The following is a 25,406-nucleotide window of genomic DNA, read 5'->3' as shown; positions in this document are numbered from 1 at the left end:
CCGGCACCCGCGCGGTGTCGGACCGCGTAACCGGGCACCCGCGCGGTGCCGGACCGCGTAACCGGGCACCCGCGCGGCGTCGGACCGCGTAACCGGGCACCCGCGCGGCGTCGGACCGCGTAACCGGCACCCGCGCGGTGCCGGACCGCGTAACCGGGCACCCGCGCGGCGTCGGACCGCGTAACCGGGCACCCGCGCGGTGCCGGACCGGACGCCCCGGCCTCAGCGCGGGCCCGAGCCCCGCTTGCGCAGCAGCTCCGCCATCAGCTTCAGCTCCGACTCCTGGGCCGCCACCATGCCGTCGGCCAGGTCCCGCTCCACGCGCACGTCGCACTTCTCCACGCAGCCGCGGGCCATATGCACCCCGCCCTTATGGTGGTCGGTCATCAGCTGCAGATAGAGGATCTCGGCGCGCTTGCCCTCGGCCTTCGTGAGGCGGGCGAGCTCGGTCCTGGTGGCCATGCCGGGCATCAGCGCCCCGTCGTGCCCTTCGTCCATGTCGTGCGCCATGCCCATCCACGCCATCGGCGGCTCGCCCGACGCCTTCGGAAGGCCCCACAGATCCAGCCAGCCGAGCAGCATGCCCCGCTGGTTGGCCTGGGTGTTGGCGATGTCGTAGGCGAGCCTGCGGATCTCCTCGTCGTCCGTGCGGTCGCGCACGATGAAGGACATCTCGACGGCCTGCTGATGGTGGACGGCCATATCGCGCGCGAAGCCCGCGTCCGCGGAGTCCGTGGCGGGCTTCGCGGACGCCGACGGGCGCGGGGCGGGGCCGGGCTCCGCGCCGTTCGCGAGCGCGGCCGTCACCCCGCCGCCGGCGGCGGCGAGGACGATCACCGCGGACACGGCGGCCCACCCCGCCCGCCTCACTGCGCGATCCCGCCCGTGCAGGCGGCGCCCGGCTCGGGGGTCTGCTTGCCCTGCACGTACTTGGCGAAGAAGCTCGCCACCCGCGGGTCCTTCGCGCCGTCCACGGTGACCTGCTTGCCCCAGGCGCTGAGCATGATCGCGCCCTTCTGCTCGTTCACCGGGCTCATCAGGGAGTACGGCGTCGCCTTGACCCTGGTCTCCAGCTGCTTGAGATCGGCGTCCGCGGCCTTGCCGTTGTACGTGACCCACACGGCGCCGTGCTCAAGGGAGTGCACGGCGTGCTTCTCCGGGATCGGCTTGGTGTAGACGTCGCCGTTGCAGTTCATCCACACCTGGTCGTGGTCACCGCCGACCGGGGGCGTCATCGGGTAGGTGACGGGCTTGGTGACGTGGTTGCGGCCGAGCTTCTTCGCGTCCCAGTTCTTCTCGTCCGCGATGGGCCGCGCCGCCGCCTCCTTGCGCTCCTTCTCCTGCTTCTTCTGCTGGGCCTCGACCCGGGCCTCTTCCTTCTGCTTCTCGTCCCTGTCCTTGATGAACAGATACGAGCCGAAGCCCACGAGCCCCGCGACGACGGCGGTGCTCGCGGTGATGGCGATGATCCGGTTGCGGCGCTCACGTGCGCGCTCGGCCCGGCGCATCTCCTCTATTCGGGCCTTGCGCGCGTTCGAAGGGGACTTGCTGGAACCCATGACGTTGTCCTTCTGCGGAAAGGTACGGGGAACGGGTACGGGCGGGGCCTGCTGATCGTAGTGGTCACCGGGATGTCGTACGCCACAAGGGACCCGTAATCTGGCGGAAACCCCTGGCCCTGATACTGAAGGCCCAAACCGTTGCCGGGGCGGTGGTGCACAGACCGTCTGAACTGCAAGGATGTAGCTATGGACAAGCAGCAGGAATTCGTGCTCCGCACGCTCGAGGAGCGCGACATCCGCTTCGTACGCCTGTGGTTCACGGACGTCCTCGGCTTCCTGAAGTCGGTCGCGGTGGCCCCGGCGGAGCTGGAGCAGGCGTTCGACGAGGGCATCGGCTTCGACGGCTCGGCCATCGAGGGCTTCGCCCGGGTCTACGAATCGGACATGATCGCCAAGCCGGATCCGTCGACCTTCCAGATCCTGCCGTGGCGCGCGGAGGCCCCGGGCACGGCCCGGATGTTCTGCGACATCCTGATGCCCGACGGCTCCCCGTCCTTCGCGGACCCCCGCTTCGTACTGAAGCGCGCCCTCGCCAAGACCTCGGACCTCGGCTTCACCTTCTACACCCACCCCGAGATCGAGTTCTTCCTCCTGAAGGACAAGCCGGTCGACGGCTCGCGGCCCACCCCCGCGGACTCCTCCGGCTACTTCGACCACACCCCGCAGAACGTCGGCATGGACTTCCGCCGCCAGGCCATCACCATGCTCGAATCCATGGGCATCTCGGTCGAGTTCAGCCACCACGAGGGCGCACCGGGCCAGCAGGAGATCGATCTGCGGTACGCCGACGCGCTCTCCACGGCGGACAACATCATGACGTTCCGCCTGGTCATGAAGCAGGTCGCCCTGGAGCAGGGCGTACAGGCCACGTTCATGCCGAAGCCGTTCTCGGAGTACCCCGGCTCGGGCATGCACACCCACCTCTCCCTCTTCGAGGGCGACCGCAACGCGTTCTACGAGTCGGGTGCCGAGTACCAGCTCTCCAAGGTGGGCCGCTCCTTCATCGCGGGCCTGCTCAAGCACGCCGCGGAGATCTCCGCCGTCACCAACCAGTGGGTCAACTCCTACAAGCGCATCTGGGGCGGCTCCGAGCGCACCGCGGGCGCCGGCGGCGAGGCCCCCTCGTACATCTGCTGGGGCCACAACAACCGCTCGGCCCTGATCCGCGTGCCCATGTACAAGCCCGGCAAGACGGGCTCGGCGCGCGTCGAGGTCCGCTCCATCGACTCGGGCGCCAACCCGTATCTGACCTACGCCCTCCTGCTCGCCGCCGGCCTCAAGGGCATCGAGGAGAGCTACGAGCTCCCGCCGGGCGCCGACGACGACGTCTGGGCCCTCTCCGACGCCGAGCGCCGCGCCATGGGCATCGAGCCGCTGCCCCAGAACCTCGGCGAGGCCATCGCCCTGATGGAGCGCAGCGAACTGGTCGCCGAGACCCTGGGCGAGCACGTCTACGACTTCTTCCTGCGCAACAAGAAGCAGGAGTGGGAGGAGTACCGCTCCGAGGTCACGGCCTTCGAGCTGCGCAAGAACCTGCCGGTCCTTTAAGAGTCTGCGGGACCCCTCGGGAGCCTTCGAGCCTTCAAGAGGCTCCAAGAGCCCCTAAGAGCCGAAGAACCTGCCGGTCCTCCAAGAGGAACCGGCAGGTTCCGGTCGCTCAGATCGCCGACCGCAGCGGGGTCTCCGCGCGCACCCGGTACTCCTGGACGCCCCAGCCGTTGCCGTCGGGGTCCTTGAAATACATGAACGTGCCGCCGTCCTGTTCCGCGTGGACCACCGGCTCGGTGATGTCCAGGCCGCGGGCGACCAGTTCCTTGTGGGCCTCCTGGATGTCCGCGACGCAGAGCTGCATGCCCTGGTAGGAACCGGGGGTCGGGGCGGGGGTGACGCCGAGGGCTTCCAGGTTGTCGCTGAGTGCGATGGAACAGCCCGAGCCCGGCGGGGTCAGCTGCACCACGCGTACGCCGGGCATCGCATCGCCGTCGAAGTCGACGCTGAACCCGGCCTTGTCGCGATAGAAGTCCCTGGCGCGGTCCACGTCCGAGACGGGGATCACGACGACTTCGAGGGTGTACTCCATGATCTGCTCCTTCGGGTGCCGAAGAGGCCGGTCGCCGCGGGACGTGCTGCTCGGCATGGACTGACGGCCTCCCGGTGCCGATACTGCCTGCCGGCCGCAGTCCGCGCAGCAGTGCGGAACTCATCGGTGGGCCCGGTTGTGGCCGCTGCGGATAGGCTCGTGACGGACCTTGATCGGACAGGAGGCCGAACATGACCGCGCCGGGCCGCAGAAGCAGTACCTTCACTCGGCTCCTTCGGCACGGCTTCACCGATCCCTCCGCCGCCGAACGCCTCCTCGACAGCCCGGAGCTCGCCGCCGTCCGCGCCGACCCGGTGCTCCTCGACGCCCTGGGCGCCACCGCCGACCCGGATCTGGCGCTGCTCGGCCTGGTGCGGCTCGCCGAGGCGCAGCCGGACGCCGAGCGGCAGCTGCTGCTCGACACCCTGCTGTCCGCGAAGCCGCTGCGCGACCGGCTGCTCGGGGTGCTCGGCGCCTCCGAGGCGCTCGGTGACCATCTGGCCCGCCACCCCAGGGACTGGCAGGCCCTGGTGACCTACGAGGCCGCCGATCTGCACCCGGGTGTGGAGGAGTTCGAGGGAGAGCTCGCCGAGGCCACCGACCCCGACTCGCTGCGCGTCGCCTACCGCCGTTGTCTGCTGTCCATCGCCGCCCGCGATGTGTGCGGCACCACCGATGTCGCCCAGACCGCCGCCGAACTCGCCGATCTGGCCACGGCCACGCTGCGGGCCGCCCTCGCCATCGCCCGTACCGCCGCGCCCGACGACGACGCGGTGTGCTCCCTCGCGGTGGTCGCGATGGGCAAGTGCGGTGGCCACGAGCTGAATTACGTCTCGGACGTCGATGTCATCTTCGTCGCCGAGCCGGCCGGTGAGGCGCAGGGCCGGGAGGACGCCGAGGCCAAGGCCATGCAGGCCGCCACCCGGCTCGCCTCGCACATGATGCGGATCTGCTCCGACACGACCGTCGAGGGCACCATCTGGCCGGTCGACGCCAATCTGCGGCCCGAGGGCAGGAACGGGCCGCTGGTGCGCACCCTCTCCAGCCACCTGGCGTACTACCAACGCTGGGCGAAGACCTGGGAGTTCCAGGCACTGCTGAAGGCCAGGCCCGTCGCGGGCGACCCGGACCTCGGCGAGGCCTACGTCGAGTCCCTCGCGCCCCTGGTCTGGAAGGCCGCCGAGCGCGACAACTTCGTGACGGACGTGCAGAAGATGCGCCGCCGGGTCATCGCGGGCATCCCCGCCGCGGAGATCGAACGGGAGCTGAAGCTCGGCCCTGGCGGCCTGCGCGACGTCGAATTCGCCGTACAGCTGCTGCAGTTGGTGCACGGCAGGTCCGACGCGTCGCTGCGCAGCGGCTCCACCCTGGAAGCCCTGAAGGCCCTCGCCGCGGGCGGCTATGTGGGCCGCGCGGACGCCGCCCAGCTCGACGAGGCCTATCGCTTCCTGCGGGCCATGGAGCACCGCATCCAGCTGTACCGCCTGCGCCGTACGCATCTGGTGCCCGAGGACGAGCGGGATCTGCGGCGCCTCGGCCGGTCCCTCGGCCTGCGCACCGAGCCGGTCGCCGAGCTGAACCGGTCGTGGCGACGGCACGCGTCCGTCGTACGGCGGCTGCACGAGAAGCTGTTCTACCGGCCGCTCCTCGACGCCGTCGCCCAGCTCGCCCCGGGCGAGATCCGGCTCTCCACGGACGCCGCCCGCGAACGCCTGGTCGCCCTCGGCTACGCGGACCCGGCCGCGGCCCTGCGCCACCTGGAGGCCCTGGCCTCCGGGGTGAGCAGGAAGGCCGCCATCCAGCGCACCCTGCTGCCGGTGCTGCTCGGCTGGTTCGCGGACTCCGCCGACCCCGACGCGGGCCTCCTCGGCTTCCGCAAGGTGTCCGACGCGCTCGGCAAGACCCCCTGGTACCTGCGGCTCCTGCGCGACGAGGGCGCCGCGGCCGAGAACCTCGCCCGGGTCCTGTCCGCCGGCCGCCTCGCCCCCGACCTGCTCCTTCGCGCCCCCGAAGCGGTGGCCCTGCTCGGCGACCAGCGGGGCCTCGAACCGCGCGACCGGGCCCACCTGGAACAGGAGATCCTCGCCGCCGTGAAGCGCGCGAGTGACGCCGAGCAGGCCGTGACGGCGGCCCGCGGGGTGCGCAGACGCGAGCTGTTCCGGACCGCGGCCGGCGACCTGATCGGCTCGTACGGCACCGAGGAGAGCCCGGCGGAGGCGGACCCCGGCGCGCTGGTGGACCGGGTCGGCGACGCCGTGTCCGACCTCACCGCGGCCACGCTCGCCGGGACCCTGCGCGCCGTCGTCCGCGACACCTGGGGCGACGAGCTGCCCACCCGGTTCGCGGTCATCGGCATGGGCCGCTTCGGCGGCCACGAGCTCGGCTACGGCTCCGACGCGGATGTCGTCTTCGTGCACGAGCCGCGCGAAGGCGTCGACGAGCAGGAGGCCGCGCGGGCCGCGAACACCGTGGTCTCCGAGATGCGCCGGCTGCTGCAGCTGCCCACATCCGATCCGCCGCTGCTCATCGACGCCGATCTGCGGCCCGAGGGCAAGAGCGGCCCGCTGGTGCGCACGCTGCGGTCCTACGAGGCGTACTACCGCCGCTGGTCGCACGTCTGGGAGAGCCAGGCCCTGCTGCGGGCCGAACAGGTCGCGGGCGACGAGGACCTCGGCCGCCGCTTCATCGAGCTGATCGACCCGCTGCGGTACCCGGCCGAGGGCCTTGGCGAGGACGCGGTGCGCGAGATCCGGCGCCTCAAGGCCCGGATGGAGGTCGAGCGGATGCCCCGCGGCGCCGACCCCACGCTCCACGCCAAGCTGGGGCGCGGCGGGCTCTCCGACGTCGAGTGGACGGTGCAGCTCCTGCAGCTGCGGCACGGCTGGGCCGAGCCGGGTCTGCGCACCACCAGGACCCGGACGGCCCTCGCGGCGGCCTGTGCCGCGGAGATCGTCTCCACGGAGGACGCGGCGGTCCTCGACGAGGCCTGGGTCCTCGCCACCCGGGTGCGCAACGCCGTGATGCTGGTACGGGGCCGGGCCGGCGACACTTTCCCGTCGGACGGGCGCGAGGTGGCCGCGGTGGGGCGCTATCTGGGGTACGGGCCCGGCACGGTCGGCGAGATGATCGACGACTACCGGCGGATCACCCGGCGGGCCCGGCAGGTGGTGGAGGAGCTGTTCTACGGCGCGGCCACCTGAGCCCGGCTCCGGGGCACGGCTCCGCCTCCCGGCGTACTCGGCCCCGCGAGGCGCGGCGGCGCTATGGCGTGGGCAGCTGGGGCTCGGCGCGTGGGGCCAGCGCGGCGTGCTTCGCCGGCACCCACCGCGGCAGGCGGTAGGGCAGCGCGCCGTACCAGAGGGCCGCGAACCCGAAGCCCACCGTCAGGCACACGACGCCGCCCACCGCGTCGAGCCAGAAGTGGTTGGCCGTAGCGATGATCACGACGAGCGTCGCCGCCGGGTACAGGAGTCCGAGCAGCCGCACCCACGGCACCCGGGCGAGCGCGAAGATCGTCAGGCCGCACCACAGGGACCAGCCGATGTGCATCGACGGCATCGCCGCGTACTGGTTCGTCATGTGCTTCAGGTCGCCGGACGCCATCGAGCCCCAGGTGTGGTGCACCAGGACCGTGTCGACGAAGCCGCCACCCTCCATCAGCCGTGGCGGGGCCAGCGGGAACAGGTAGAAGCCGACCAGGGCGATGCCCGTCGTCACGAACAGGGCGGTGCGCACGCCCGCGTACCGTCCCGGGTGGCGGCGGTAGATCCACACCAGGACGCCGATCGTCACGATGAAGTGCAGCGTCGCGTAGTAGTAGTTCATGCCGACGATGAGCCAAGTCACCGAGTTCACGGCGTGGTTGACGCTCTGCTCGAAGCCGAGGCCGATGGCGTGCTCGGCCCGCCAGATCCAGTCCGCGTTCCGCATCGCCTCGGCCTTCTGCTCCGGGACGGCGTTGCGGACGAGGGAGTACAGCCAGTAGCTCACCGCGATCAGGGCGAGCTCGTACCAAAGACGGGGCCGCCGGGGAGTGCGCAGACGCTGCACGAAAGAGCGGGCGGAACGGGTCTCGGCGTCTCCCTCGATGGGTGATGCGCCGGCCGCTGTCCGGCCCTCCAATGTGCTCACAGTCGTCTCACCCATGGAGAAGAAGTCTGCCAGATTCCCACCTTCGACCGATCATCCCTTGGGTGGGTCCGCGGCGCATTCTCTCAGCCCTGAGGACGATCTACGGGGTCAGCGCGCCCTAGGGGCGGAAGCGGTTGAACCGCGTACCACCAGCTCCGGCATGAACACGAACTCGCTGTGCGGCGCGGGCGTGCCGCCGATCTCCTCGAGGAGGGTGCGGACGGCCGCCTGGCCCATGGCCGGGACCGGCTTGCGCACCGTGGTCAGCGGCGGGTCGGTGAACGCGATCAGCGGGGAGTCGTCGAAGCCCACCACCGAGATGTCGTCCGGCACTTCGAGGCCGCGCTGCCGCGCCGCCCTGATCGCGCCGAGCGCCATCATGTCGCTGGCGCACACGACGGCCGTGCAGCCGCGGTCGAGGAGGGCGCCGGCCGCCGCCTGACCGCCTTCCAGGGTGTAGAGCGAGTGCTGTACGAAACGGTCGCAGATCTCGTCGTCGGTCAGGTCGAGCTGCTGCCGCATCGCGCGTACGAAGCCCTCGATCTTGCGTTGTACGGGCACGAACCGCTTCGGGCCCAGGGCGAGGCCGATGTCCGTATGACCCAGGGAGACGAGGTGGGTGACGGCGAGCTGCATCGCCGCGCGGTCGTCGGGGGAGATGAACGGCGCCTGCACCTTCGGCGAGAATCCGTCCACGAGTACGAACGGCACGCCCTGGGCGCGCAGCTGCTCGTAGCGCTCCATGTCGGCGCTGGTGTCGGCGTGCAGACCCGAGACGAAGATGATCCCGGCGACACCGCGGTCCACCAGCATCTCGGTCAGCTCGTCCTCGGTGGAGCCGCCCGGGGTCTGGGTGGCGAGCACCGGTGTGTAGCCCTGGCGGGTCAGGGCCTGGCCGATGACCTGCGCGAGCGCCGGGAAGATCGGGTTCTCCAGCTCCGGCGTGATCAGGCCGACCAGGCCCGCGCTGCGCTGCCGCAGGCGTACGGGCCGCTCGTAGCCGAGCACGTCGAGTGCGGCGAGCACGGACTGGCGGGTGGTCGCGGCGACGCCCGGCTTTCCGTTCAGCACCCTGCTGACCGTGGCCTCGCTGACCCCCGCCTGGGCTGCGATGTCGGCAAGCCTCGCGGTCATGGGTGTGGACTGTACCCGGCGGATCTCAGACTGCCCACCAGACGCACGTCTCGGCCGGTACGCGCACCGTGGGGCCCGCGCACTCCACGGGCCCGGTCGAAAGCACCGGCCGTCCCGGAACCGGTACTTCGGCCTCCGCCGCCAGGGTGTTCAGGGTGCAGACGAATCCCTCGCGCGCGAAGGCGAGCACCCCCTCCGGCGCCGGCAGCCACTCCATCGTGCCGTCGCCCAGGCCCGGCAGCTCCCTGCGCAGGGCGAGCGCCGAGCGGTACAGCTCCAGGGTCGAGCGCGGGTCACCGGACTGCGCCGTCACGCTCAGCTCCTTCCAGCTCTCCGGCTGCGGCAGCCAGGAGCCGCCGGGACCGAAGCCGTACGGGGCGCTCCCGCCGGACCACGGCAGCGGCACCCGGCAGCCGTCCCGCGTCCCGTCCTGCCCGGCACCGCGGAAGAACGCCGGGTCCCGGCGCACCTCGTCCGGCAGATCCACGACCTCGGGAAGCCCGAGCTCCTCGCCCTGGTAGAGGTACGTCGAGCCGGGCAGGGCGAGCATCAGCAGCGCGGCCGCGCGGGCCCGGCGCAGCCCCGTGTCGCCGCCGCCGTAGCGGGTCACATGGCGTACGACGTCATGGTTGGAGAGCACCCAGGTGGTGGGGGCGCCCACGGAGGTGGTGGCCCTGAGCGAGTCGTCGATGACCTCGCGCATCGCGGCCGCGTCCCAAGGGCAGTTCAGGAACTGGAAGTTGAAGGCCTGGTGCAGTTCGTCGGGGCGGACGTACAGGGCCAGACGCTCAGGGGTGGGGGCCCAGGCCTCGGCGACGCCGATACGGTCGCCGTCATAGGAGTCGAGGAGCGCCCGCCACCAGCGGTGGATCTCGTGGACGCCGTCCTGGTCGAAGAACGGCAGCACCTGGTCGCCGATCATCCTGGCCTGCTCGCGCCGGCCGATGTCGGGCATCCCGGCCGCCTTGACCATGCCGTGCGCCACATCGATACGGAAGCCGTCGACCCCGAGGTCGAGCCAGAAGCGCAGCACCGAGTCGAACTCGGCGCGCACATCGGGGTGTTCCCAGTTGAGGTCCGGCTGCTCGGGCGCGAACAGATGCAGATACCAGGCGCCGTCGCGCGTCCTGGTCCAGGCGGGGCCGCCGAACACCGACTCCCAGTCATTGGGCGGCAGTTCCCCGCCCGTGCCGCGTCCGGGGCGGAAGTGGTAGAGCTCCCGCTCGGGGCCTTCGCCCGCCAACGCCGCACGGAACCAGGGGTGTTGGTCGGATGTGTGGTTGGGCACGATGTCGACGATCACGCGCAGGCCGAGCCGGTGTGCCTCGCGCAGCAGCTCGGCGGCGTCATCGAGGTCGCCGAACAGCGGGTCGACGGCACGGTAGTCGGCCACGTCATAGCCGCCGTCGGCCTGCGGAGAGGCATAGAACGGCGTGAGCCACACGGCGTCGACACCGAGCCGCGCCAGGTAGGGCAGACGGTCGCGGACGCCGCGCAGATCGCCGATGCCGTCACCGTCGCTGTCGGCGAACGAGCGGACGTACACCTGGTAGATGACGGCGTCCCGCCACCAGCGGGTCGCTCCGGGGGCGTCCGTACGGTCACGGTGGGCGGGCGCGATGTCCTGGGTCATAGGGGAGCATGCCTTCACGGATAGCTGCCGGGCCCCCGGGTGAGGCCGCAGACGCGTAAGAACGGTGTCACTCCAGTCAACGCGGACCGTGTCCGGCGGTTGCGCCGATGAGCCGCACTTCACCGGCGTAAAGGCAACAACGTATCCCTGACAGGGGCTTCAGCGGCTGATGTTGCCCCATGTTCACTGTTCCGAGGGGGGTGTGTCCGAGGCGCTCCCGGAGCGGGGAGCGAGGCGCTAGCGTGAACGGCGCGGGGGCCGGCACGGCTTTGCCCGCAACGGCGCGGGGGCCGGCCGACGCTGCCCGCCCGAGGGGGCCCCAGTGAACGTCACAGGTGAGACCACGGTCCTCGTGGTCGACGACGTCGCCGCCAACCGGTACGCCATGGGTGCCGTCCTGCGCCGCGCAGGGCACCGCGTCGTACCTGTCGCCAGCGCGGGTGAAGCACTGATCGAGCTGGACGTCCGGATGCGCAGCGGGGCCCTGCCCGACGTGGCGCTCGTCGACATCGGCCTGCCCGACATGAGCGGTTACGAACTGTGCCGCCGCATCAAGTCACTTGAGCCCATCGCGACCATCCCCGTGGTGCACTTCTCCGCCAACGCCCTCAGCCCCTGCGACCGCTCGCGCGGCCTCGACGCTGGCGCCGAGGCGTACTTCGCGGTGCCCGCCGAACCCGAGGAGATCCAGGCCGTGGTCCGCGCGGCGGTCCGCGGGGCCAGGCGCCGCAGCGTCGCCGAGGCGGAGGCGGGCCGGCTCACGCTCCTTGCCGAGGCCGTCCTCACCGTGCAGGCGGCGCGCTGCCCGCAGGAGCTGGCCACCGCGGCCGCGGGTGGTGCCGCACGGCTCACCGGCGGCCCTGCGGCGGCGTTCGTGCTCGGCGAGGGCGGCCTGGTGTACGGCCTCTCCCGGCACCGTGCCGCCGCGACCGGGCCCGACGCGGGGGCGCGCGAGGCCGTGGCCCGGCTGATGAACACCCTGGGGAGCGGGCGGCCCGGCGTACAGACCACCGTCGTACCCGCGTCGCTGTGGCCGCCCGGTTACTTCGGCGCCGCCGGTGAGCAGGGCGCGCGGCTCGTGCTCGCCCGTGGCGGCGACGGCAGGCGGCCGGTGTGCCTGGCGACACCCGCGTACCACGAAGCGCCCACCGAGACAGGGCTGTTGGTCGGTCGCCTCGCCCATGCCACGGCGCTCGCCGCCGAGCCGCTGCTCATGTACGAGATGGAGCGGCACATAGCTCTCACGCTGCAGCACAACTTCCTGCCCAAGCGGCTGCCCGAGCTGCCCGGCACCGAAGTCGTCGTGCGGTACGCCCCCGCCTCACGGCACACCGAGATCGGCGGCGACTTCTACGCCGCGCTCAACACCCCCGACGGCATCCTGATCGGCGTCGGCGACGTGGTCGGGCACTCCCTCGACGCGGCGACGCTCATGGTGGAGATCCGGCACGCCCTGCGGGCCTACTGCGTCGACGAGTCCGACCCGCGCGTGCTCGTCGGCCGTCTCGACCGGATGCTGCGGCGCTACCACCCCGAGGCCACGGCCACGGTGTGTCTGGCCCTGGTCGCCCCCGGGAGCGGCCGCACCCTGATCGCCAACGCGGGCCATATCCCGCCCCTCGTGATCCGGGACGAGGGCACGGCCGACTTCAGCACGGCGGCCGGTCCGCTCCTCGGTATCGGTCTCGACCCACCGCCGCCGACCGAGCTGTTCCTCACCCGCAGCGACCGGTTCCTCATGGTCACCGACGGCCTGATCGAGAGCCGGGGCACGGATCTGGCGGTCTCCCTCGAACAGCTCCGCACGGTCGCGGCGGACGCGCCGAAGGGCACGGCGGCCCTCTGCGACACGCTGCTGCGCTGCTTCGGGGACGAACGCGAGGACGACATCGCGCTGTTGGCGCTGCGGCTCGTGGACGACAAGCCCGTGGAGGACGTGGAGGAGGCGTTCTGAGGCGTACGGGCGGGCCTCCGCCGAGGTCTTCAGCCTCTTCAGCCGAGCCGCTTCTCAAGGAGCGTCACGCCGTACCTGCTGCCGCCCGCGCCCTCCTTGAACGGCTGCTCGCCGACCACGGTGTAGCCCGCCGACTCGTAGTACGCGCGCAGCCGGGGATTGGACGAGACACAGTCGAGGCGGCTCCAGGTGCGGCCGCACCCGGCGATCCGGTCCTCGGCGGCGGCGAGCAGGGCACGGCCGGTGCCGGCGGGGGCGCCGCGGGACACCATCAGGCGGTGGACATATCCGGCGACCGGCTCCCGTACGCCCCACGCCGGGATGTCCTCCCACCACAGCTCCCAGGCCCCCACGACCGTCTGCTCGTGCTCGGCGAGCCAGACCTCGCCCTCCTTCATCCGGAGCCGGAAGTGGTCCGCGCCCTTCTCGCCGGGCTTCCACTGGTCGACGCCCTGTTCGAGCATCCAGCGGGCGGCGCCGTCGTACAGGCCGACGAGGGCGGTGAGGTCGCCGTCACAGTCCGAGGCGAGCCGGAACACGAGGTCCATGGGGTCGTTCATGGTCGGCATTATGCGGGGGCGGGTCCGGGCGTACGCACGCCGGGTTCAGCCCGCACGCCGGGTTCAGTCCGCCTGCGGCGCCAGGGCGATCAGGCGTTCCATGAGGTCGCCGAACGGGCCGTCCGCGGGTTCCGCCGCGAGGACGGAGCGCAGGATGGCCGCCATCTCGGTGTCGTAGGCCGCGCTCACCGCCGTGAGTGCCGCGAAGTCGTGCACCAGTTGCAGTTCCAGCTCGGTGCGCGGGATGCGGCGGCCGTCCAGCCAGATCAGTGCCGTGGACTCGGCGAGCGACACCCAGGAGCGCACCACGAGTTCGAGGCGTGCGGGCGGCTCGGTGATGCCCAGGTGCGCGAGGATCTGTTCGTACGCCGCCTGCCGGACCGAGTCGATCAGGGCGTTGGTCGCCGACGAACCGACCGCGGGGCCGCCGCGCATCAGGGCCGAGAAGCCGGGCCCGTGCTCGTCCACGAAGTCGAAGAAGCGGCCCATCACACGCAGGAGCCGGGCCCCGAGCGGGCCTTCGTGCGGCTCCACGAACCGGCCCGCCAGATCCTCCGCGGCCTTGCGCAGGGCCGCTTCGTACAGGCTCAGCTTGCCCGGGAAATAGTGGTAGACCAGCGGCCGGGATATCCCCGCCGCGGCTGCTATCTCGTCGATGGACACATCGTCGGGGGAGCGGTGGCTGAACAGCTCGAGCGCGACGGCGATCAGCTGCTGCCGCCGCTCCTCGACCCCCATCCTGCGGCGCACCCCGGTTGTCATACGAACACCCTAACGGGCCCTGGTGCGTTCACCGCCCCGAAGGTGCCACCCGGGCCCGTTCGCAGCGGACTCACAGCGGAGTCGCAGCGGACCCTCGGCGGGCTCACGGTGGTCTCACAGGTCCAGAGCGATGCGCCGGCCGCGGGCCCGTGAGACACAGATCAGCATCGAGTCGGCGCGCTCCTCGTCCGTGAGCAACTCGTCCCTGTGGTCGATCTCGCCCTCCACCACCCGCTGTTGGCAGGTGCCGCAGAAGCCCTGCGCGCAGGAGTACGCGGTGTTCGGCAGCTCCCTGCGCACCGCCGTGAGCACCGTCTCGTCGGCGGCAACGGCCACCGTGGTGCCGGTGCGCCGCAGTTCGACCTCGAACGGCTCGTTGCCCTCGGTGGACGCCGTGGGCGTGAACCGCTCCAGGTGCAGGGTGCTGCCCGTGGGCAGGGCCGCGGCCACCGCGTCCATCAGGCCTTCGGGGCCACAGCAGTAGACGGCGGCGGCAGGCGGCAGACCGGTGAACAGCGCGGGCAGATCGGGCAGGCCGTCCTCGTCCTGCGCTACCACCGCCACCCGCTCGGGACCGCCGAGCTTCTCCACCTCCTCCAGGAACGGCATGGAGGCCCGCGTCCGGCCCCCGTAAAGGAGCCGCCACTCCGCGCCCGCGGCCTCGGCGGCCCGAAGCATCGGCAGGACCGGAGTGATGCCGATGCCGCCCGCCACGAAGACGTACGCGTGCGAAGAGCGCAGCGGGAAGCGGTTCCTGGGGCCGCGGACCTCGACCTCCGTGCCCTCGCTCAGCCGCTCGTGCACCTCGCGCGAGCCGCCGCGGCCGTCCTCGATGAGCCGGGCCGCCACGGTGTAGGAGGTGCGGTCCGCGGGGTCGCCGCACAGGGAGTACTGCCGCACGGCGCCCGACGGCAGCACCAGATCGAGGTGCGCGCCCGGCTCCCACTCCGGCAGCTCCACCGCGGCGCCCGCCAAGTCGCGCCGCTCCAGGCGCAGTTCGACCACGCCGTCGGCGGGCGTGGTCCGCCCGGCGACCGTCAGACGCTGGGCACGCCCGCGCGGGCGCCCCGATATGGGCCGGCTCAGGGCGGGCATCGGCCACAGCGGGGAGCGCTCGATACGGCGGCGCACGGCCCGCTTGGCGAGCAGCGCCGCTCCCGTGACGGCTACGACGGTGCGGATCCGGGGCATCTCAGGCGGCACCCTTCTCACGGGCCTCGGCGGCGAGGGCGGCGGGCGAGGACGCGAGGTAGGCGACGGCCTGCGCGGTGGAACCCTCCTGCGAGGGGTGGTAGGCGCGGTGGAGGTAGCGCGGGATGGAGCGCACCATGGCGCCGGTGCTCGGCAGCACGCCCTGGCGGCCCTTGGAGTGGAAGTCGCGCCAGGTCGCCCGGCCGTCGGTCAGCGTCGGGTCGTTCTCCATGAAGAAGCGGGCGCCGCGCTGCCACAGGAAGACCAGGGCCGAGAACGCGGTGGCCCAGGTGCGCACGCGCCGGGCGTAGCCGCCGTCGACATGCATGAACAGCTCGAAGGCGACCGAGCGGTGCTCGACCTCTTCGGCGCCGTGCCAGCGCAGCAGATCCAGCATGGTCGGATCGGCGCCCTGCTTGTCCAACTCGTCCGCGTTCAGCACCCAGTTGCCGAGGAAGGCGGTGTAGTGCTCGATCGCCGCGATGATCGCCACCCGCTCCATCAACCACCACTTGCGGGCCTTGCCGGGCGGCAGGGTGCGGTCGCCGAGCAGCTTCTCGAAGAGCCAGTCGACCTGCGCGGTGTACGGGGTCGGGTCGAGGCCCTGCTCGCGCAGATGCGGCAGCACCTCGTCGTGCGCCTGCGAGTGCATGGCCTCCTGGCCGATGAAGCCGATCACGTCCGCGCGCAGCTGCTCGTCCTTGATGTACGGCAGCACCTGCTTGTAGACGTGCACGAACCAGCGCTCGCCCGCCGGAAGCAGCAGATGCAGGACGTTGATGGTGTGCGTGGTGAAGGGGTCCTCCGGGATCCAGTGGAGGGGAGTCGTCTCCCAGGAGAAGGAGACCTTCCGTGCCTTCAGCGCTATCCGCTCGGACTCGATCGGTTCGGGCGCCCGGGCGGCCGCCGCCCGGGCCTGCGGCGTATTAGACATGGCGTCAATGTACTGACGGGTACGGCTCGGGTGTACCCCTTGTACTGAGCTTTCTTACGCCGGGGTCAGGTGGGTCCGCGGCGCGGGCGGCTACCGGAGTGACGAGATCGAGGTGCCGTCGGCCAGCTTGCCCGTGAGCTCCGCCCGCGCGCCCTTCTTCGCCGGAGCGTCGAGGACGTTCCCGCGCGCGGAGCCCGGGGCGCCGCCGGTCGCGGTCACCGAGGTGATGTCCTTGCTGCCCGCCGCGAGGACATGCCAGCTGCCCGCGCGTGACTTCCACAGCACCCCCGCGAGCACCCGCGGCTCACGCACCCCGCAGGCCGGTGAGTCCTGTGCCTTGGCGGCGATGGCGCCGGTCCGCTTGCCCGGCGCCTGGAACTGCGCGAGGACCCGGCTGCCGCCGCCACGCCAGGTCTCGGCGCGGGTGCACACCCAGGTGGCGGTGCCGTTGGACTCGGGCAGGCGCTGGTTCGCGAACGCCCAGGAGTTCACGGACCGTACGCCGTGCGAGCGCACCGCGGGCAGCAGACAGGCCGTACGGGCCCAACTCGCCCGCGCCGACTGCCCGGAGACCTCACGCGGCGCGTCCGGGCGTCCGGCGGTCAGATGCGCGGGGGTGAGCTCGCCGAGGTCGGTGAGGAGCCGGGTGCCGCCCGCGTCGCGCAGTTCGAGGGAGGAGACCGAATTGCAGATCGTGGCGGACGCGGCGGTGGGCAGCGGATCGGTCACCCCGTCCTTGGAGCGGCGCAGCGTGCGCGGTCCGTCGGCGGGCTTGAGGAGGTCGCGCACCGCGGCGTCCCGCACCCAAGGTGCCGTCAGATAACGGACGTTGCCGTCAACGCGGTCCACCACCACCGCGCTCGACGAACCGGCCTCCGCGCCGTCCACGCGCGCGAAGTCGAGGGCGGCGCCGCCCTCGCCGTCCCGGGGTTCCGCGTACCGCACGATGCGCAGGCCGTCGTGGAGCAGGACGACCCGGGCCTCGTCGACCTCGCCCGCGTACAGCAGCTGGGCCGGGCCCGGGGGTGCGCCCGCGGGGGTGCCGGGGGTGGCCGAGACCTGCACCGATTCGCCCGGCCGCGCCCACACCGCGAGTGCCCTGCGCAGCAGTTCGCGGTCGCCGGTGAGGGAGCCACGCGCGGGCCACACGGAGAAGTCGGTGCGCGCCGAGCGCTGCCACGTCTGAGGTGCCGCGCGGGTCAACTTGCCCGGGTCCAGGGCGGCTTCGGCCGCCGGGTTCTTCGCGTACGGCGGTGCCGCCGCGCCGTCCGGACCCCAGCCGTCACCGGGCAGACCGAGGAGCGCGCCGCACACCAGGGCCGCGGCCGCCGCGGCGAGTGCGGCCCTGGTGTGCTGCCTGCGCCGCATCAGGTCGGTGGGCCTGGCCTGCAGCGAGCAGGGGTCGAACTCGGGGGAGTCGAGCAGGCCGTGCTCCATGGGGACGCCGTCCGCCTCCGCGAGCGCCGCGTGCGGGTCCTCCACCCCGGCCGCGGCGAGCACCTTGCGCACCTCCGCGTCCGGGAGGCGCTCCAGGCCGCGCAGGACGTACGCGGCGCGTGCCGGGCCGCCGAGGGCGGAAAGGCGCTGGTCCAGGGCGAGTTCATCGGCGCCGCCGGAGCGCGGGAACAGCCTGAGGCCCCAGACCTGCGGCAGCAGCGGCGGCAGCTGGGAGCGCTTGGGCCAGGCCTTGCGCTTCAGCGGGAGCCCGGCCTCCAGGGCGCTGCGCAGCACCCTGAGACGCACATATCCGTATCCCGGGTCGCCGTTGCGCCCCTCGGTGCCGCGCTGGGCCGGGATGACGGCGCGGTCACCGGCGGTGCGGCCGCGGGGCAGCGCGCGCTGGGTGATCGAGTGCGCGGTCAGCACGCGGCGGTTGCGGCCGAGTGACGGCGGCAGGACCAGATAGCCGAGCCGCACCAGTCGCGGATAGTGCTCGACCAGTGCGGCCTCGGCTTGCTCCACGTCGACGACGGGGGAGGAGCCGGGTTCGGGGGCGGGGCGGGTGGCGACATCCGGTGAACTCACGTTCAGCAAAACGAGCGAATCGTCGGATGGTCACGAGAACCCTGGTTGGACCCGCGCGTCTTCTGGCTCGCCCAGCCCGGGCCGGGGTCGCGGGGCTCTGCCCCGGACCCCGTTCTGGTATGGCTCGCCCAGTCGGCGCTGAGGACACGGGGCTCTGCCCCGGACCCCGCTCCTCAAGTGCCGGAGGGGCTGATTTGCTGACCCCGCTCCTCAAGTGCCCGAGGGGCTGGGTTTGAGCCGGTGCTGAATTTGCTGGCCCCTCATTGGATGCCGAACCCGCTGAATTCCACCGTGCCCCGTGCCCCGCTCCCTCCATGCGTGGCCGTCATGAAGATGCCGACGTCCTGGGTGGGCGCGGCTCCGGGGACGGGTATTGTCGCGACCGTTTGCCAACTGGTGCCGTCGTCCGTGGAGCACTCGCCGCGGAAGGTTCCGGACGTGCGGGTGAGGCGCAGGAGTACCGGGGCCTTGATGCCGGTGATGCGCTTGTACGTGTCCAGGGTGCCGTCGCCGTTGGTGTCGTAGGAGAGCACGACGCCGTTGGCGGGGGTGACGGACAGGTTGAGGAAGCCCGGGGAGCCGGGCGTGGTGAGGGAGTTGCGGGCGATGATGCCGGCGCGGGCCCAGGGGCCCGTGGCGGCCTGGGCGGCCACGCGTACCGTCACCGAGACCCCGTCCCTGAGCGCGCCCTCGCGATACGCCGTGCCGAACTCGCTCGTGGCCCGCCACAGGTCCTGGCCGCCGCCGTTGATCGCGTACCGCTCGCCCAGCTGCCCGAAGACGGCGCCGTTGTTGGTGTAGGTCTTCCAGGCGGAGTCGAGCGGCCCCGCGACGTAGAGGCTGTCCTTGAGGACCGTGGTGACGCGGGCCTCGCCCTGTGGCCCGTACTGGACGCTCAGTTCGTAAGGGAGCGGCTTGAGCGGGCTTGTCAGCGGCTCGTCGGGGGCCTTGGCGCGCCAGCTGACCGTGCCCGTACCGGCCGCGGGCACCGACGGCAGTGATGTGGGGCCCTCGGGCTCGGCGTCGAGGCCGGTGAGCGCGAAGTCCACGCGGCCGGTGGCGCGCAGCCCGTTGACGTTGGTGAAAACCGCCCGCACGCGCGCGTGCCCGCCGGGCGGGAAGGCGGGCGGCTCGGCGGAGACGGTGACGGTGCCCTGGTAGGGGGCGGCGGCCAGGACGTCGTGGGCGCGCTTGGCCGTGCGGTAGGGGTCGTTGAGCGGCCGCAGCGGGTAGGCCTTGCGCTCGCGGGTCCAGGGCTCCTCGATGGTGTACCAGTCGAAGGTACGCGGATCGCGGCCCGCCGCCAGGGCGTCCTCCAGCTCGTCCAGGTACAGCTTCCACTGCGGCAGATGGAAGTCCCCGATCAGGCCCTGCCAGTCGCGGTTGGCGTAGTTGGCGAGGCGCCCGCCGTCCGCGGTGACCTTGTCGGCCCATGTGGTGATCAACACCCGCGCGGTGCGCTCCAGTTGGGCCTCCTCGTCGGCCGACGACGCCATCCGCCTGGCGTCGTCGAGCCAGGGGCCGAGCAGGAAGGCGCGGTGCGCCCCCGTGACGTCCTCGCTGAGCTGCATCAGCTGCAGCCACAGCCGGTTCAGGGCGCGGAAGGTGTCCAGGTCCTTCCTGCCGTAAGCCGCCTTCATCTGCGGGATCAGCTGCCAGGAGCGGTTGGCGAGGGCCTGGCGTGCCAGGTCGGTGAGGTCGTAGCGGTAGGCGTCCGAGCGGCGCAGCGGTGTCCGCACCCCGAGCAGCGCGGCGAAGGCCTTGTCGAAGTCGCCGGGTGAGAAGGCCGGGGTGTGCGTGGCGTAGTACGTACCGGAGTTGGCGGACAGGCTCGGCCGCGCGGCGAAGATCGAGTCGTGCGGGCGGCCGTCCCTGCTCGTGATCTTGTACGCGGTGTCGCGGAGCGCCGCCATCGCCTCCCGGGCGTTGCGGTCCCGGCCGCCGTAGCGAAGATCGGCGTACTGCGCGAACCACTCGGCGCGGTCGACCGCCTCCTCGCGCCAGGCCAGTTCGGTGAACAGCTCAAGGGCGGCCGGGTCGCGCTCGGCGGCCTCCGGCATGTACGCGGTGCCCGCGAGCGTCGAGCCCTGCTTGTCCCGCCACACCGTGAACCGCTCGGTCCACATATGGGTCTTGGCGCCGATGGTGGTGCGGCCGCCGAAGTTGGGGATGGTGCCGAAGGCGTAGGGCGCGCCGCCCCAGTCCTTCTCGCGGTCGGTGACGGTCTCCAGGTCGGACAGGCCGTCGACGACCAGGAGGTGCTTCTTGTCCAGGGCGTCGATCAGATCGCGGCGCGGATTCTCCTGCCAGCCGAGGATCGTCCAGATCGCGCCGGGCCGCGCCGTCTGCAGGGCGCGTTCGACGGCGCGGGCCGCCTCCGGCACCGGCACGTCGCCGGCCGATCCGCCCTCGTGCAGGAGGTCCATCTTGAACAGGTCGATGGCGCCGAAGAGTTCGGCCTGGTGACGGTAGAAGGCCGCCGCCACCTGGGCGAAGGACTCGGTGCGCGGGTCCAGCCAGTCCGGGCGCTTCAGGCCCGCCCAGTCGCCCTGCGGGATCGTCCGTGCGCCCGGGTTGCGGGCGGCGAAGCCGTCGGGGACGGTGCCGAAGTAGCCGGGGAGCACCGGCTTCATGCCGAGCTCGCGCAGCCGGTCGCAGATCCTGCGGCCCAACTCGGTTCGTTTGGCGATGAGTTCGGGGCTCATCGGCCCGCCGTACGCGCTCATGTTCTGCAGTAGCCACCACGGCTGGTGCGAGGGTGCGGGCAGCCAGGTGCGGGCCTCGGTGTCGGAGTAGCCGAAGTCCTGCAGCAGCCGGTGGTAGACGGCCTCCTGGCCGGAGGTGATCAGCACCTCGTTGCAGCCGTGCAGCGCCAGGACGTCGATGAGCCGCTCCCAGCGGGCCCAGTCGGCGTACGGGGCGGTGTAGCCGTCGTGGGTGTCGTTGAAGGCGAACCGGTGCGGCACCGTGGCCGCCCGCTCCAGGCGTTTGCCGGGCGAGGGAAGGCGCTCGGGCAGATCCAGCTGGGAGCCCGACCAGGAGATGTGCGCCCCGCAGACGTACTTCAGATACCAGTGCACACCGGTGAGTACGGCGAGCGGGCCGGTGCCCGCGACCGTGATGCGGCCGGTGGAGCCGGTGACACGGAAGCGGTCGCCCTGGCCCGGCAGCGGCTTGAGGGTGAACTGGTCCGCGTGGTCCGGGAGCAGCCGGTTGAGCGCTGAGCGCACGGCATCCGTATCGAAGGCGGGGTCCTGCACGGGGTCCTGCGCGGGGTCCTGAACGGGCCGTCCCACGGCGAAGGACGGGACGGCGGTGCCGAGGACGGAGCCGACGCCTACGGCGCCGGCTGTCCCCAGGAGTCTGCGACGTGACGGACCGGTCATGTGGTGCCCCCCTCTGTCGTCTTGTGCGGCGCACGCTAACCGGACAGTCGGCGGTGCTCAACGGTGCCTGCGGAGCTGGCGCGTTCGCGTCGCCGGACGGGAAAGGAGCAAACGATGAGGTGGATTCGGCCGGTATGGGCGGCGGGTGCGGCGGTACTCGCCCTGGCGGCCTGCGGCGGCGGGGGCGACGAGATGCCCGGGACGGCCACGGGGACCTTGGAGGAACTCGCGGCGCGGGCCGGCTGTACGCCGGACATCCAGACTGACGCGCACGAGATCCGCCAGGCCAAGTGCGGGGCGAAGAGCGGTGGTTATGTCCTGGCGACCTTCGCCACCGACCGCGGCCGGGCCGAATGGCTCGATGAGGCCGACGACTACGGCGGCAGCTATCTGGTCGGGCGCAAGTGGGTCGTCGTCGGCGAGAAGGCGCTCCTGGAAAAGCTGCGCGGCCGGCTCGGCGGGACCGTGAGGGTCTCCTCGCACCACTCGGGAAACAGTGGTGGCAGGGGGAACGAGGAGGATCACCACTCAGGTCACCACGCGAGCTGACCGCGCAGCAGCTGGGGGGGAAGGGGCCAGGGGGGAGGGGGTGGGGCTCAGCGGCAGCGGTCGCCGCGGTTGATGCAGCGGACCACCCGGTCCATCAGGCGCTCGTCGAAGACGTTGATGAAGTCACCGTGGTCGGTGACCGGCTTGTGCAGCTGCTCGGGGAAGGAGTCGACCGCGAAGTTCGGCTCGGGCGCCACGTCGTAGACGATCCGCTGCACCAGTTGCGGAATGGCCCGGAACCCTTGCGGGCAGCGGCCGTTGCGGTCGGCGAACGCCACATGCGTACGGTGGTTGGCGCTGTCGGTGTTCCGGCCGTCCCAGCAGCTCTGGAAGCGGAACGTCCGCACGACGCTGCTGCCCGCGGGGCACAGCGGGTACTTGTCCGCCAGCTGGCGGTTCTCGAAACCGGTGCAGCTCCAGGACGCGTTGGCGTTCGCGTCACCATTGGTGAAGGCCTTCGCGTCACCGGTGATGACCCGCAGGAAGCGCGGCATCTCCACGACCTTGCCGACCGGGCTGCCCACGAACTTCAGGCTCACGGTGGCCGGTGTCCTGATCTCGCCGACGTTCTGGTCCTTGCCGCCGCCGTCGGCCCCGGCGTCCTGCTCGTCCGTGCCGTTCTGCACGCGCAGGACCGGCCAGTAATAGGTCGAACGGTCGCCCTGGTTACGGCAGGTGGTGGCGCCGGCCGCGAGATCGTCATCGCTCGCGAAAGCGTCGTTGGCCTGATTTCCCACGTAGTCGTGCATATGGTGCGCGCCATTGCTGACACCCGGCGCGACGATGACATTGTCCGGATTGCGTTTGCCGTTCTCGTTCGTGCCGCATTTCGTGGTGAACGTGCCGCGGGAGGCGCCGCGTTGATTGCGCGGGAGATTCACATTCGGCCGTACGGATTCGATGTCGACGAAGTCATCGGCGGCGGGGCCGTTCCCGGCCTGGCCGCCGTTGCCCCCGTCCTCCGTGCCCTCTTCGGCGTCCCCGCCCTCCTGGCCACCCTCAGGACCGCCGTCCTGGTCGCCTTCCCGGCCGTCCTCCTGGCCGCTCGCGCGTGCCGTGCAGGGCGCCAGGCTGTCCAGGTTCTCCGGGGCGGTGCCGCCGGACTGCTCGATGGCGCCGATGACGGTGCCGATGGAGGCGCGGCGCTGCTCCTCGAGCGAGCCGAGCAGGGCGGCCGGGTCCTGGCTCCGGTCCTCGGCCAGCCGCTCGTACGCCGCGGTGATCTGCCCGTCGAGGGCCGCGAGTTCGGAGTCGACCCGGGAACGGGCGCTCTCCGGGACCTCCTGGAGCTCATTGCCCACTTCCGGGCAGTCGATGGTGGCCATGACCGGAGCAGTGGGCCGGTCGTCGCCCTCGCCCGCGGAGGCGTTGCCGTTCAGCACGGCAAGCCCGCCGGCACCGAGGATCAAGGCGGCCGAGGCGGCTATCGCCCGGCCGGCCGGCGTCGATCGTTTTCGTGAGGTGCGTCCCATGGGATTACGTACGCAACACGAGACCACTCCGTTCAATGCGGCCCGTGATTCCCCCGGAGAATCTTCAGCGTCCCTGGTCGAGATAGGCGATGACCGCGAGCACCCGGCGGTTGTCGTCGTCGGAGACCGGGAGATCGAGCTTGGCGAAGATATTGGAGGTGTGCTTGGCGACCGCGCGCTCGGTGACGAACAACTGGCCCGCGATGGCCGCGTTGGACCGCCCCTGCGCCATCAGTTCGAGCACTTCGAGCTCGCGCGGGGTGAGCCCGCCGAGCGGTTTGTCCGCCGCGCGCCGCGAGAGCAGCTGCTGAATGACCTGCGGGTCCATCGCGGTGCCGCCCGCGGCGACCCGGCGTACCGCGTCGATGAACTGATCCGCCTCGAAGACCCGGTCCTTGAGCAGATAGCCGACCGCGCCGTTGCCGTCGGCGAGCAGCTCGCGCGCGTACAGCTGCTCCACGTGCTGGGAGAGCACGAGCACCGGGAGCCCGGGCCTTTCCCTGCGGGCCGCGAGCGCGCACTGCAGCCCCTCGTCGGTGTGCGAAGGCGGCAGGCGTACGTCGACGACGGCCACGTCGGGCCGCAACTCGGCCAGCGCCTTGGTGAGTTCGGGCCCGCTCTCCACGGCGGCCGCGATCTCGAAGTCGAATGCCTCCAGCATCCGTACCAGTCCGTCGCGGAGCAGGAAGAGATCTTCGGCTAGGACAACTCGCAAGGGATCTCCATCGTCACCATGGTCGGGCCGCCCGCCGGGCTGCTGACGGCCAGGACGCCGTCGAATGTACCGAGTCGCCGTTCGAGGCCGCTCAGCCCCGAACCCGCGCCGATGCGCGCACCGCCGCGGCCGTCGTCGGTCACGGCGATCCGCAGCGAGCCGTCGGCGTACCGCAGATCCACCCACACCCGGTCGGCCTCCGCGTGCTTCACGGCGTTGGTGAGGAGCTCGCTGATCGCGAAGTACGCCGCCGACTCCACCGACGCCCCGAGCCGCCCCGGCAGCTCCGCGTCGACGTCGGTACGCAGCGGAAGGCGAAGCACCAGGGCCTTCACCGCGTCTCCGAGCCCGCGCTCGGCGAGCACCGGCGGGTGGATGCCGCGCACCAGGTCGCGCAGCTCGGTCAGGGCCTCGGCGGAGGACTTACGGGCCTGTGCGAGCAGCACCTTGGCCTGGGCGGGGTTCCGCTCGATCAGGGCTTCCACGGTGCCGAGATCCATGCCCATGGCGACCAGGCGGGCCTGCGCGCCGTCGTGCAGATCGCGTTCGATACGGCGCAGTTCGGCCGCCGACGCGTCGACCGCTTCGTGCCGGGTCTCCGTCAAGTGGTCGATACGGCGGGCCAGTTCGGCGTCACGTCCGGGCGCGAGCACCGACTTGGCGATCAGGAAGTGGGCCCGCAGGACCAGCGGTGCCGCGTAGAGACCCACGGCGAGGATGACGAGTCCGAGCGCGGCGGCGGCGAACCCGGATCCCTGGCCGCTGATGGGAACGAAGCCGTACCAGTAGCCGCCCCCTTCGAAGACCCGCCACAGGCCGGCGGCGAGCGCGAGCCCTTCCAGGGGGTAGAGCAGGAGCGCCGCGGTCAGCACCGCGGTGGCGAACCCGAAGATCATGTCCACGGGCAGCCAGAGGAGGTCACGCCAGGTCGCCGGGTCCTTCAGGAGCAGCGAGCAGCGCTGCACCTGCCCGGGGAGGCCGGAGCGCAGATCGGCGGGGAACGGGCGGTAGGACGCGGAGATCCGCACGTCCGACCACTCGGCGGCGAGCAGCCGCCGCCGGTTGGCCTGCTCCTGCACCAGGCGCAGGACGGGGGGAGTGGTCAGGAGCCCCACGCCGAGCACGACGAAGACGAGGGACAGGACGGAGAGCACGAAGAGGAGCAGCGAGCCGACGAGCGAGACCACGGCGAGCACGAGCCCCCGCCCTCCGGCTGCCGCGGCCGCCCGCAGCCGGGCTTGTATGCCGTCCATGTGTCCTCCTCGCCGTGCCGTGACTCCCAGTCTCCCCGGTGAAGGGCCCGCGGGACATGGGGCTC

The 25,406-nt window shown here is 71.8% G+C and carries 19 protein-coding genes; 4 read left to right on the top strand and 15 right to left on the bottom strand.

Annotated features, from left to right (window positions below; genetic code table 11):
* Positions 1 to 222: 222 nt before the first annotated feature.
* Positions 223 to 846 (bottom strand): DUF305 domain-containing protein, encoded by a 624-nt coding sequence (locus ACFQVC_RS36745; protein ID WP_381838962.1) that lies wholly within the window; start codon positions 844 to 846, stop codon positions 223 to 225.
* Between the two features lie 20 nt (positions 847 to 866).
* Entirely contained in the window at positions 867 to 1,559 is a 693-nt protein-coding gene (locus tag ACFQVC_RS36740) for a DUF3105 domain-containing protein (protein WP_381838960.1), read from the bottom strand.
* A gap of 189 nt (positions 1,560 to 1,748) precedes the next feature.
* Between ACFQVC_RS36740 and glnA the strand changes: the two genes are divergently transcribed.
* Entirely contained in the window at positions 1,749 to 3,110 is a 1,362-nt protein-coding gene (gene glnA, locus ACFQVC_RS36735; RefSeq protein WP_381838958.1) for a type I glutamate--ammonia ligase, read from the top strand.
* Between the two features lie 109 nt (positions 3,111 to 3,219).
* Here the strand turns inward: glnA and ACFQVC_RS36730 are convergent, their stop codons facing one another.
* Complete coding sequence (locus ACFQVC_RS36730) at positions 3,220 to 3,642, bottom strand: VOC family protein (RefSeq protein ID WP_381839117.1); 423 nt, start codon at positions 3,640 to 3,642, stop codon at positions 3,220 to 3,222.
* Between the two features lie 191 nt (positions 3,643 to 3,833).
* Between ACFQVC_RS36730 and ACFQVC_RS36725 the strand changes: the two genes are divergently transcribed.
* On the top strand, positions 3,834 to 6,842 hold the full coding sequence (locus ACFQVC_RS36725) for a bifunctional [glutamine synthetase] adenylyltransferase/[glutamine synthetase]-adenylyl-L-tyrosine phosphorylase (RefSeq protein WP_381838956.1): 3,009 nt from the start codon (positions 3,834 to 3,836) through the stop codon (positions 6,840 to 6,842).
* A 61-nt stretch (positions 6,843 to 6,903) separates the two neighbouring features.
* Here the strand turns inward: ACFQVC_RS36725 and ACFQVC_RS36720 are convergent, their stop codons facing one another.
* The 3 genes from ACFQVC_RS36720 to ACFQVC_RS36710 form a co-directional block, all read right to left on the bottom strand.
* Positions 6,904 to 7,788 (bottom strand): phosphatase PAP2 family protein, encoded by an 885-nt coding sequence (locus tag ACFQVC_RS36720; protein WP_381838954.1) that lies wholly within the window; start codon positions 7,786 to 7,788, stop codon positions 6,904 to 6,906.
* Between the two features lie 93 nt (positions 7,789 to 7,881).
* Entirely contained in the window at positions 7,882 to 8,907 is a 1,026-nt protein-coding gene (locus ACFQVC_RS36715; RefSeq protein WP_381838952.1) for a LacI family DNA-binding transcriptional regulator, read from the bottom strand.
* Between the two features lie 25 nt (positions 8,908 to 8,932).
* On the bottom strand, positions 8,933 to 10,540 hold the full coding sequence (locus tag ACFQVC_RS36710; protein WP_381838951.1) for a glycoside hydrolase family 13 protein: 1,608 nt from the start codon (positions 10,538 to 10,540) through the stop codon (positions 8,933 to 8,935).
* A gap of 322 nt (positions 10,541 to 10,862) precedes the next feature.
* Here ACFQVC_RS36710 and ACFQVC_RS36705 point away from each other — a divergent pair, with 322 nt between their 5' ends.
* Positions 10,863 to 12,494: a SpoIIE family protein phosphatase gene (locus ACFQVC_RS36705; protein WP_381838949.1), complete on the top strand. Its 1,632-nt coding sequence runs from the start codon at positions 10,863 to 10,865 to the stop codon at positions 12,492 to 12,494.
* 38 nt (positions 12,495 to 12,532) lie between these two features.
* On the opposite strand, the gene ACFQVC_RS36700 is transcribed toward ACFQVC_RS36705, so the two are convergent.
* The 6 genes from ACFQVC_RS36700 to ACFQVC_RS36675 all read right to left on the bottom strand — a co-directional run bounded on the left by ACFQVC_RS36700 (position 12,533) and on the right by ACFQVC_RS36675 (position 21,352).
* Positions 12,533 to 13,054 (bottom strand): GNAT family N-acetyltransferase, encoded by a 522-nt coding sequence (locus ACFQVC_RS36700; RefSeq protein ID WP_381838947.1) that lies wholly within the window; start codon positions 13,052 to 13,054, stop codon positions 12,533 to 12,535.
* 63 nt (positions 13,055 to 13,117) lie between these two features.
* Positions 13,118 to 13,816 (bottom strand): TetR/AcrR family transcriptional regulator, encoded by a 699-nt coding sequence (locus ACFQVC_RS36695; RefSeq protein WP_381838945.1) that lies wholly within the window; start codon positions 13,814 to 13,816, stop codon positions 13,118 to 13,120.
* A gap of 114 nt (positions 13,817 to 13,930) precedes the next feature.
* Complete coding sequence (locus tag ACFQVC_RS36690) at positions 13,931 to 15,007, bottom strand: PDR/VanB family oxidoreductase (RefSeq protein ID WP_381838943.1); 1,077 nt, start codon at positions 15,005 to 15,007, stop codon at positions 13,931 to 13,933.
* Between the two features lies 1 nt (position 15,008).
* On the bottom strand, positions 15,009 to 15,941 hold the full coding sequence (locus ACFQVC_RS36685) for a metal-dependent hydrolase (RefSeq protein ID WP_381838941.1): 933 nt from the start codon (positions 15,939 to 15,941) through the stop codon (positions 15,009 to 15,011).
* Positions 15,942 to 16,031: 90 nt separating this feature from the next.
* Positions 16,032 to 17,966 (bottom strand): hypothetical protein, encoded by a 1,935-nt coding sequence (locus tag ACFQVC_RS36680; protein WP_381838940.1) that lies wholly within the window; start codon positions 17,964 to 17,966, stop codon positions 16,032 to 16,034.
* Positions 17,967 to 18,226: 260 nt separating this feature from the next.
* A complete protein-coding gene (locus tag ACFQVC_RS36675) occupies positions 18,227 to 21,352 on the bottom strand; it encodes an alpha-N-acetylglucosaminidase (RefSeq protein ID WP_381838938.1) in 3,126 nt (1,041 codons plus the stop codon).
* Between the two features lie 114 nt (positions 21,353 to 21,466).
* On the opposite strand from ACFQVC_RS36675, the gene ACFQVC_RS36670 reads away from it, so the two are divergent.
* On the top strand, positions 21,467 to 21,901 hold the full coding sequence (locus tag ACFQVC_RS36670; RefSeq protein WP_381838936.1) for a hypothetical protein: 435 nt from the start codon (positions 21,467 to 21,469) through the stop codon (positions 21,899 to 21,901).
* A gap of 47 nt (positions 21,902 to 21,948) precedes the next feature.
* Here the strand turns inward: ACFQVC_RS36670 and ACFQVC_RS36665 are convergent, their stop codons facing one another.
* The 3 genes from ACFQVC_RS36665 to ACFQVC_RS36655 form a co-directional block, all read right to left on the bottom strand.
* Positions 21,949 to 23,373, bottom strand: a complete 1,425-nt coding sequence (locus tag ACFQVC_RS36665) for a DUF1996 domain-containing protein (RefSeq protein ID WP_381838934.1) — start codon at positions 23,371 to 23,373, stop codon at positions 21,949 to 21,951.
* A gap of 64 nt (positions 23,374 to 23,437) precedes the next feature.
* Positions 23,438 to 24,088, bottom strand: coding sequence for a response regulator transcription factor (locus ACFQVC_RS36660; protein WP_381838932.1), 651 nt, complete (start codon positions 24,086 to 24,088; stop codon positions 23,438 to 23,440).
* Positions 24,073 to 25,341 carry a sensor histidine kinase gene (locus ACFQVC_RS36655; protein ID WP_381838930.1) on the bottom strand — a complete coding sequence of 423 codons (1,269 nt, stop codon included), beginning with the start codon at positions 25,339 to 25,341 and terminating at the stop codon, positions 24,073 to 24,075. Before ACFQVC_RS36655 ends, ACFQVC_RS36660 begins: the two co-directional genes overlap by 16 nt.
* Between the last annotated feature and the right edge of the window lie 65 nt (positions 25,342 to 25,406).

Origin of the sequence: Streptomyces monticola (assembly GCF_042665355.1) — a bacterium.
Classification (GTDB): Bacteria; Actinomycetota; Actinomycetes; order Streptomycetales; family Streptomycetaceae; genus Streptomyces; species Streptomyces monticola.
This window is presented reverse-complemented; position numbering and strand designations above follow the sequence as displayed.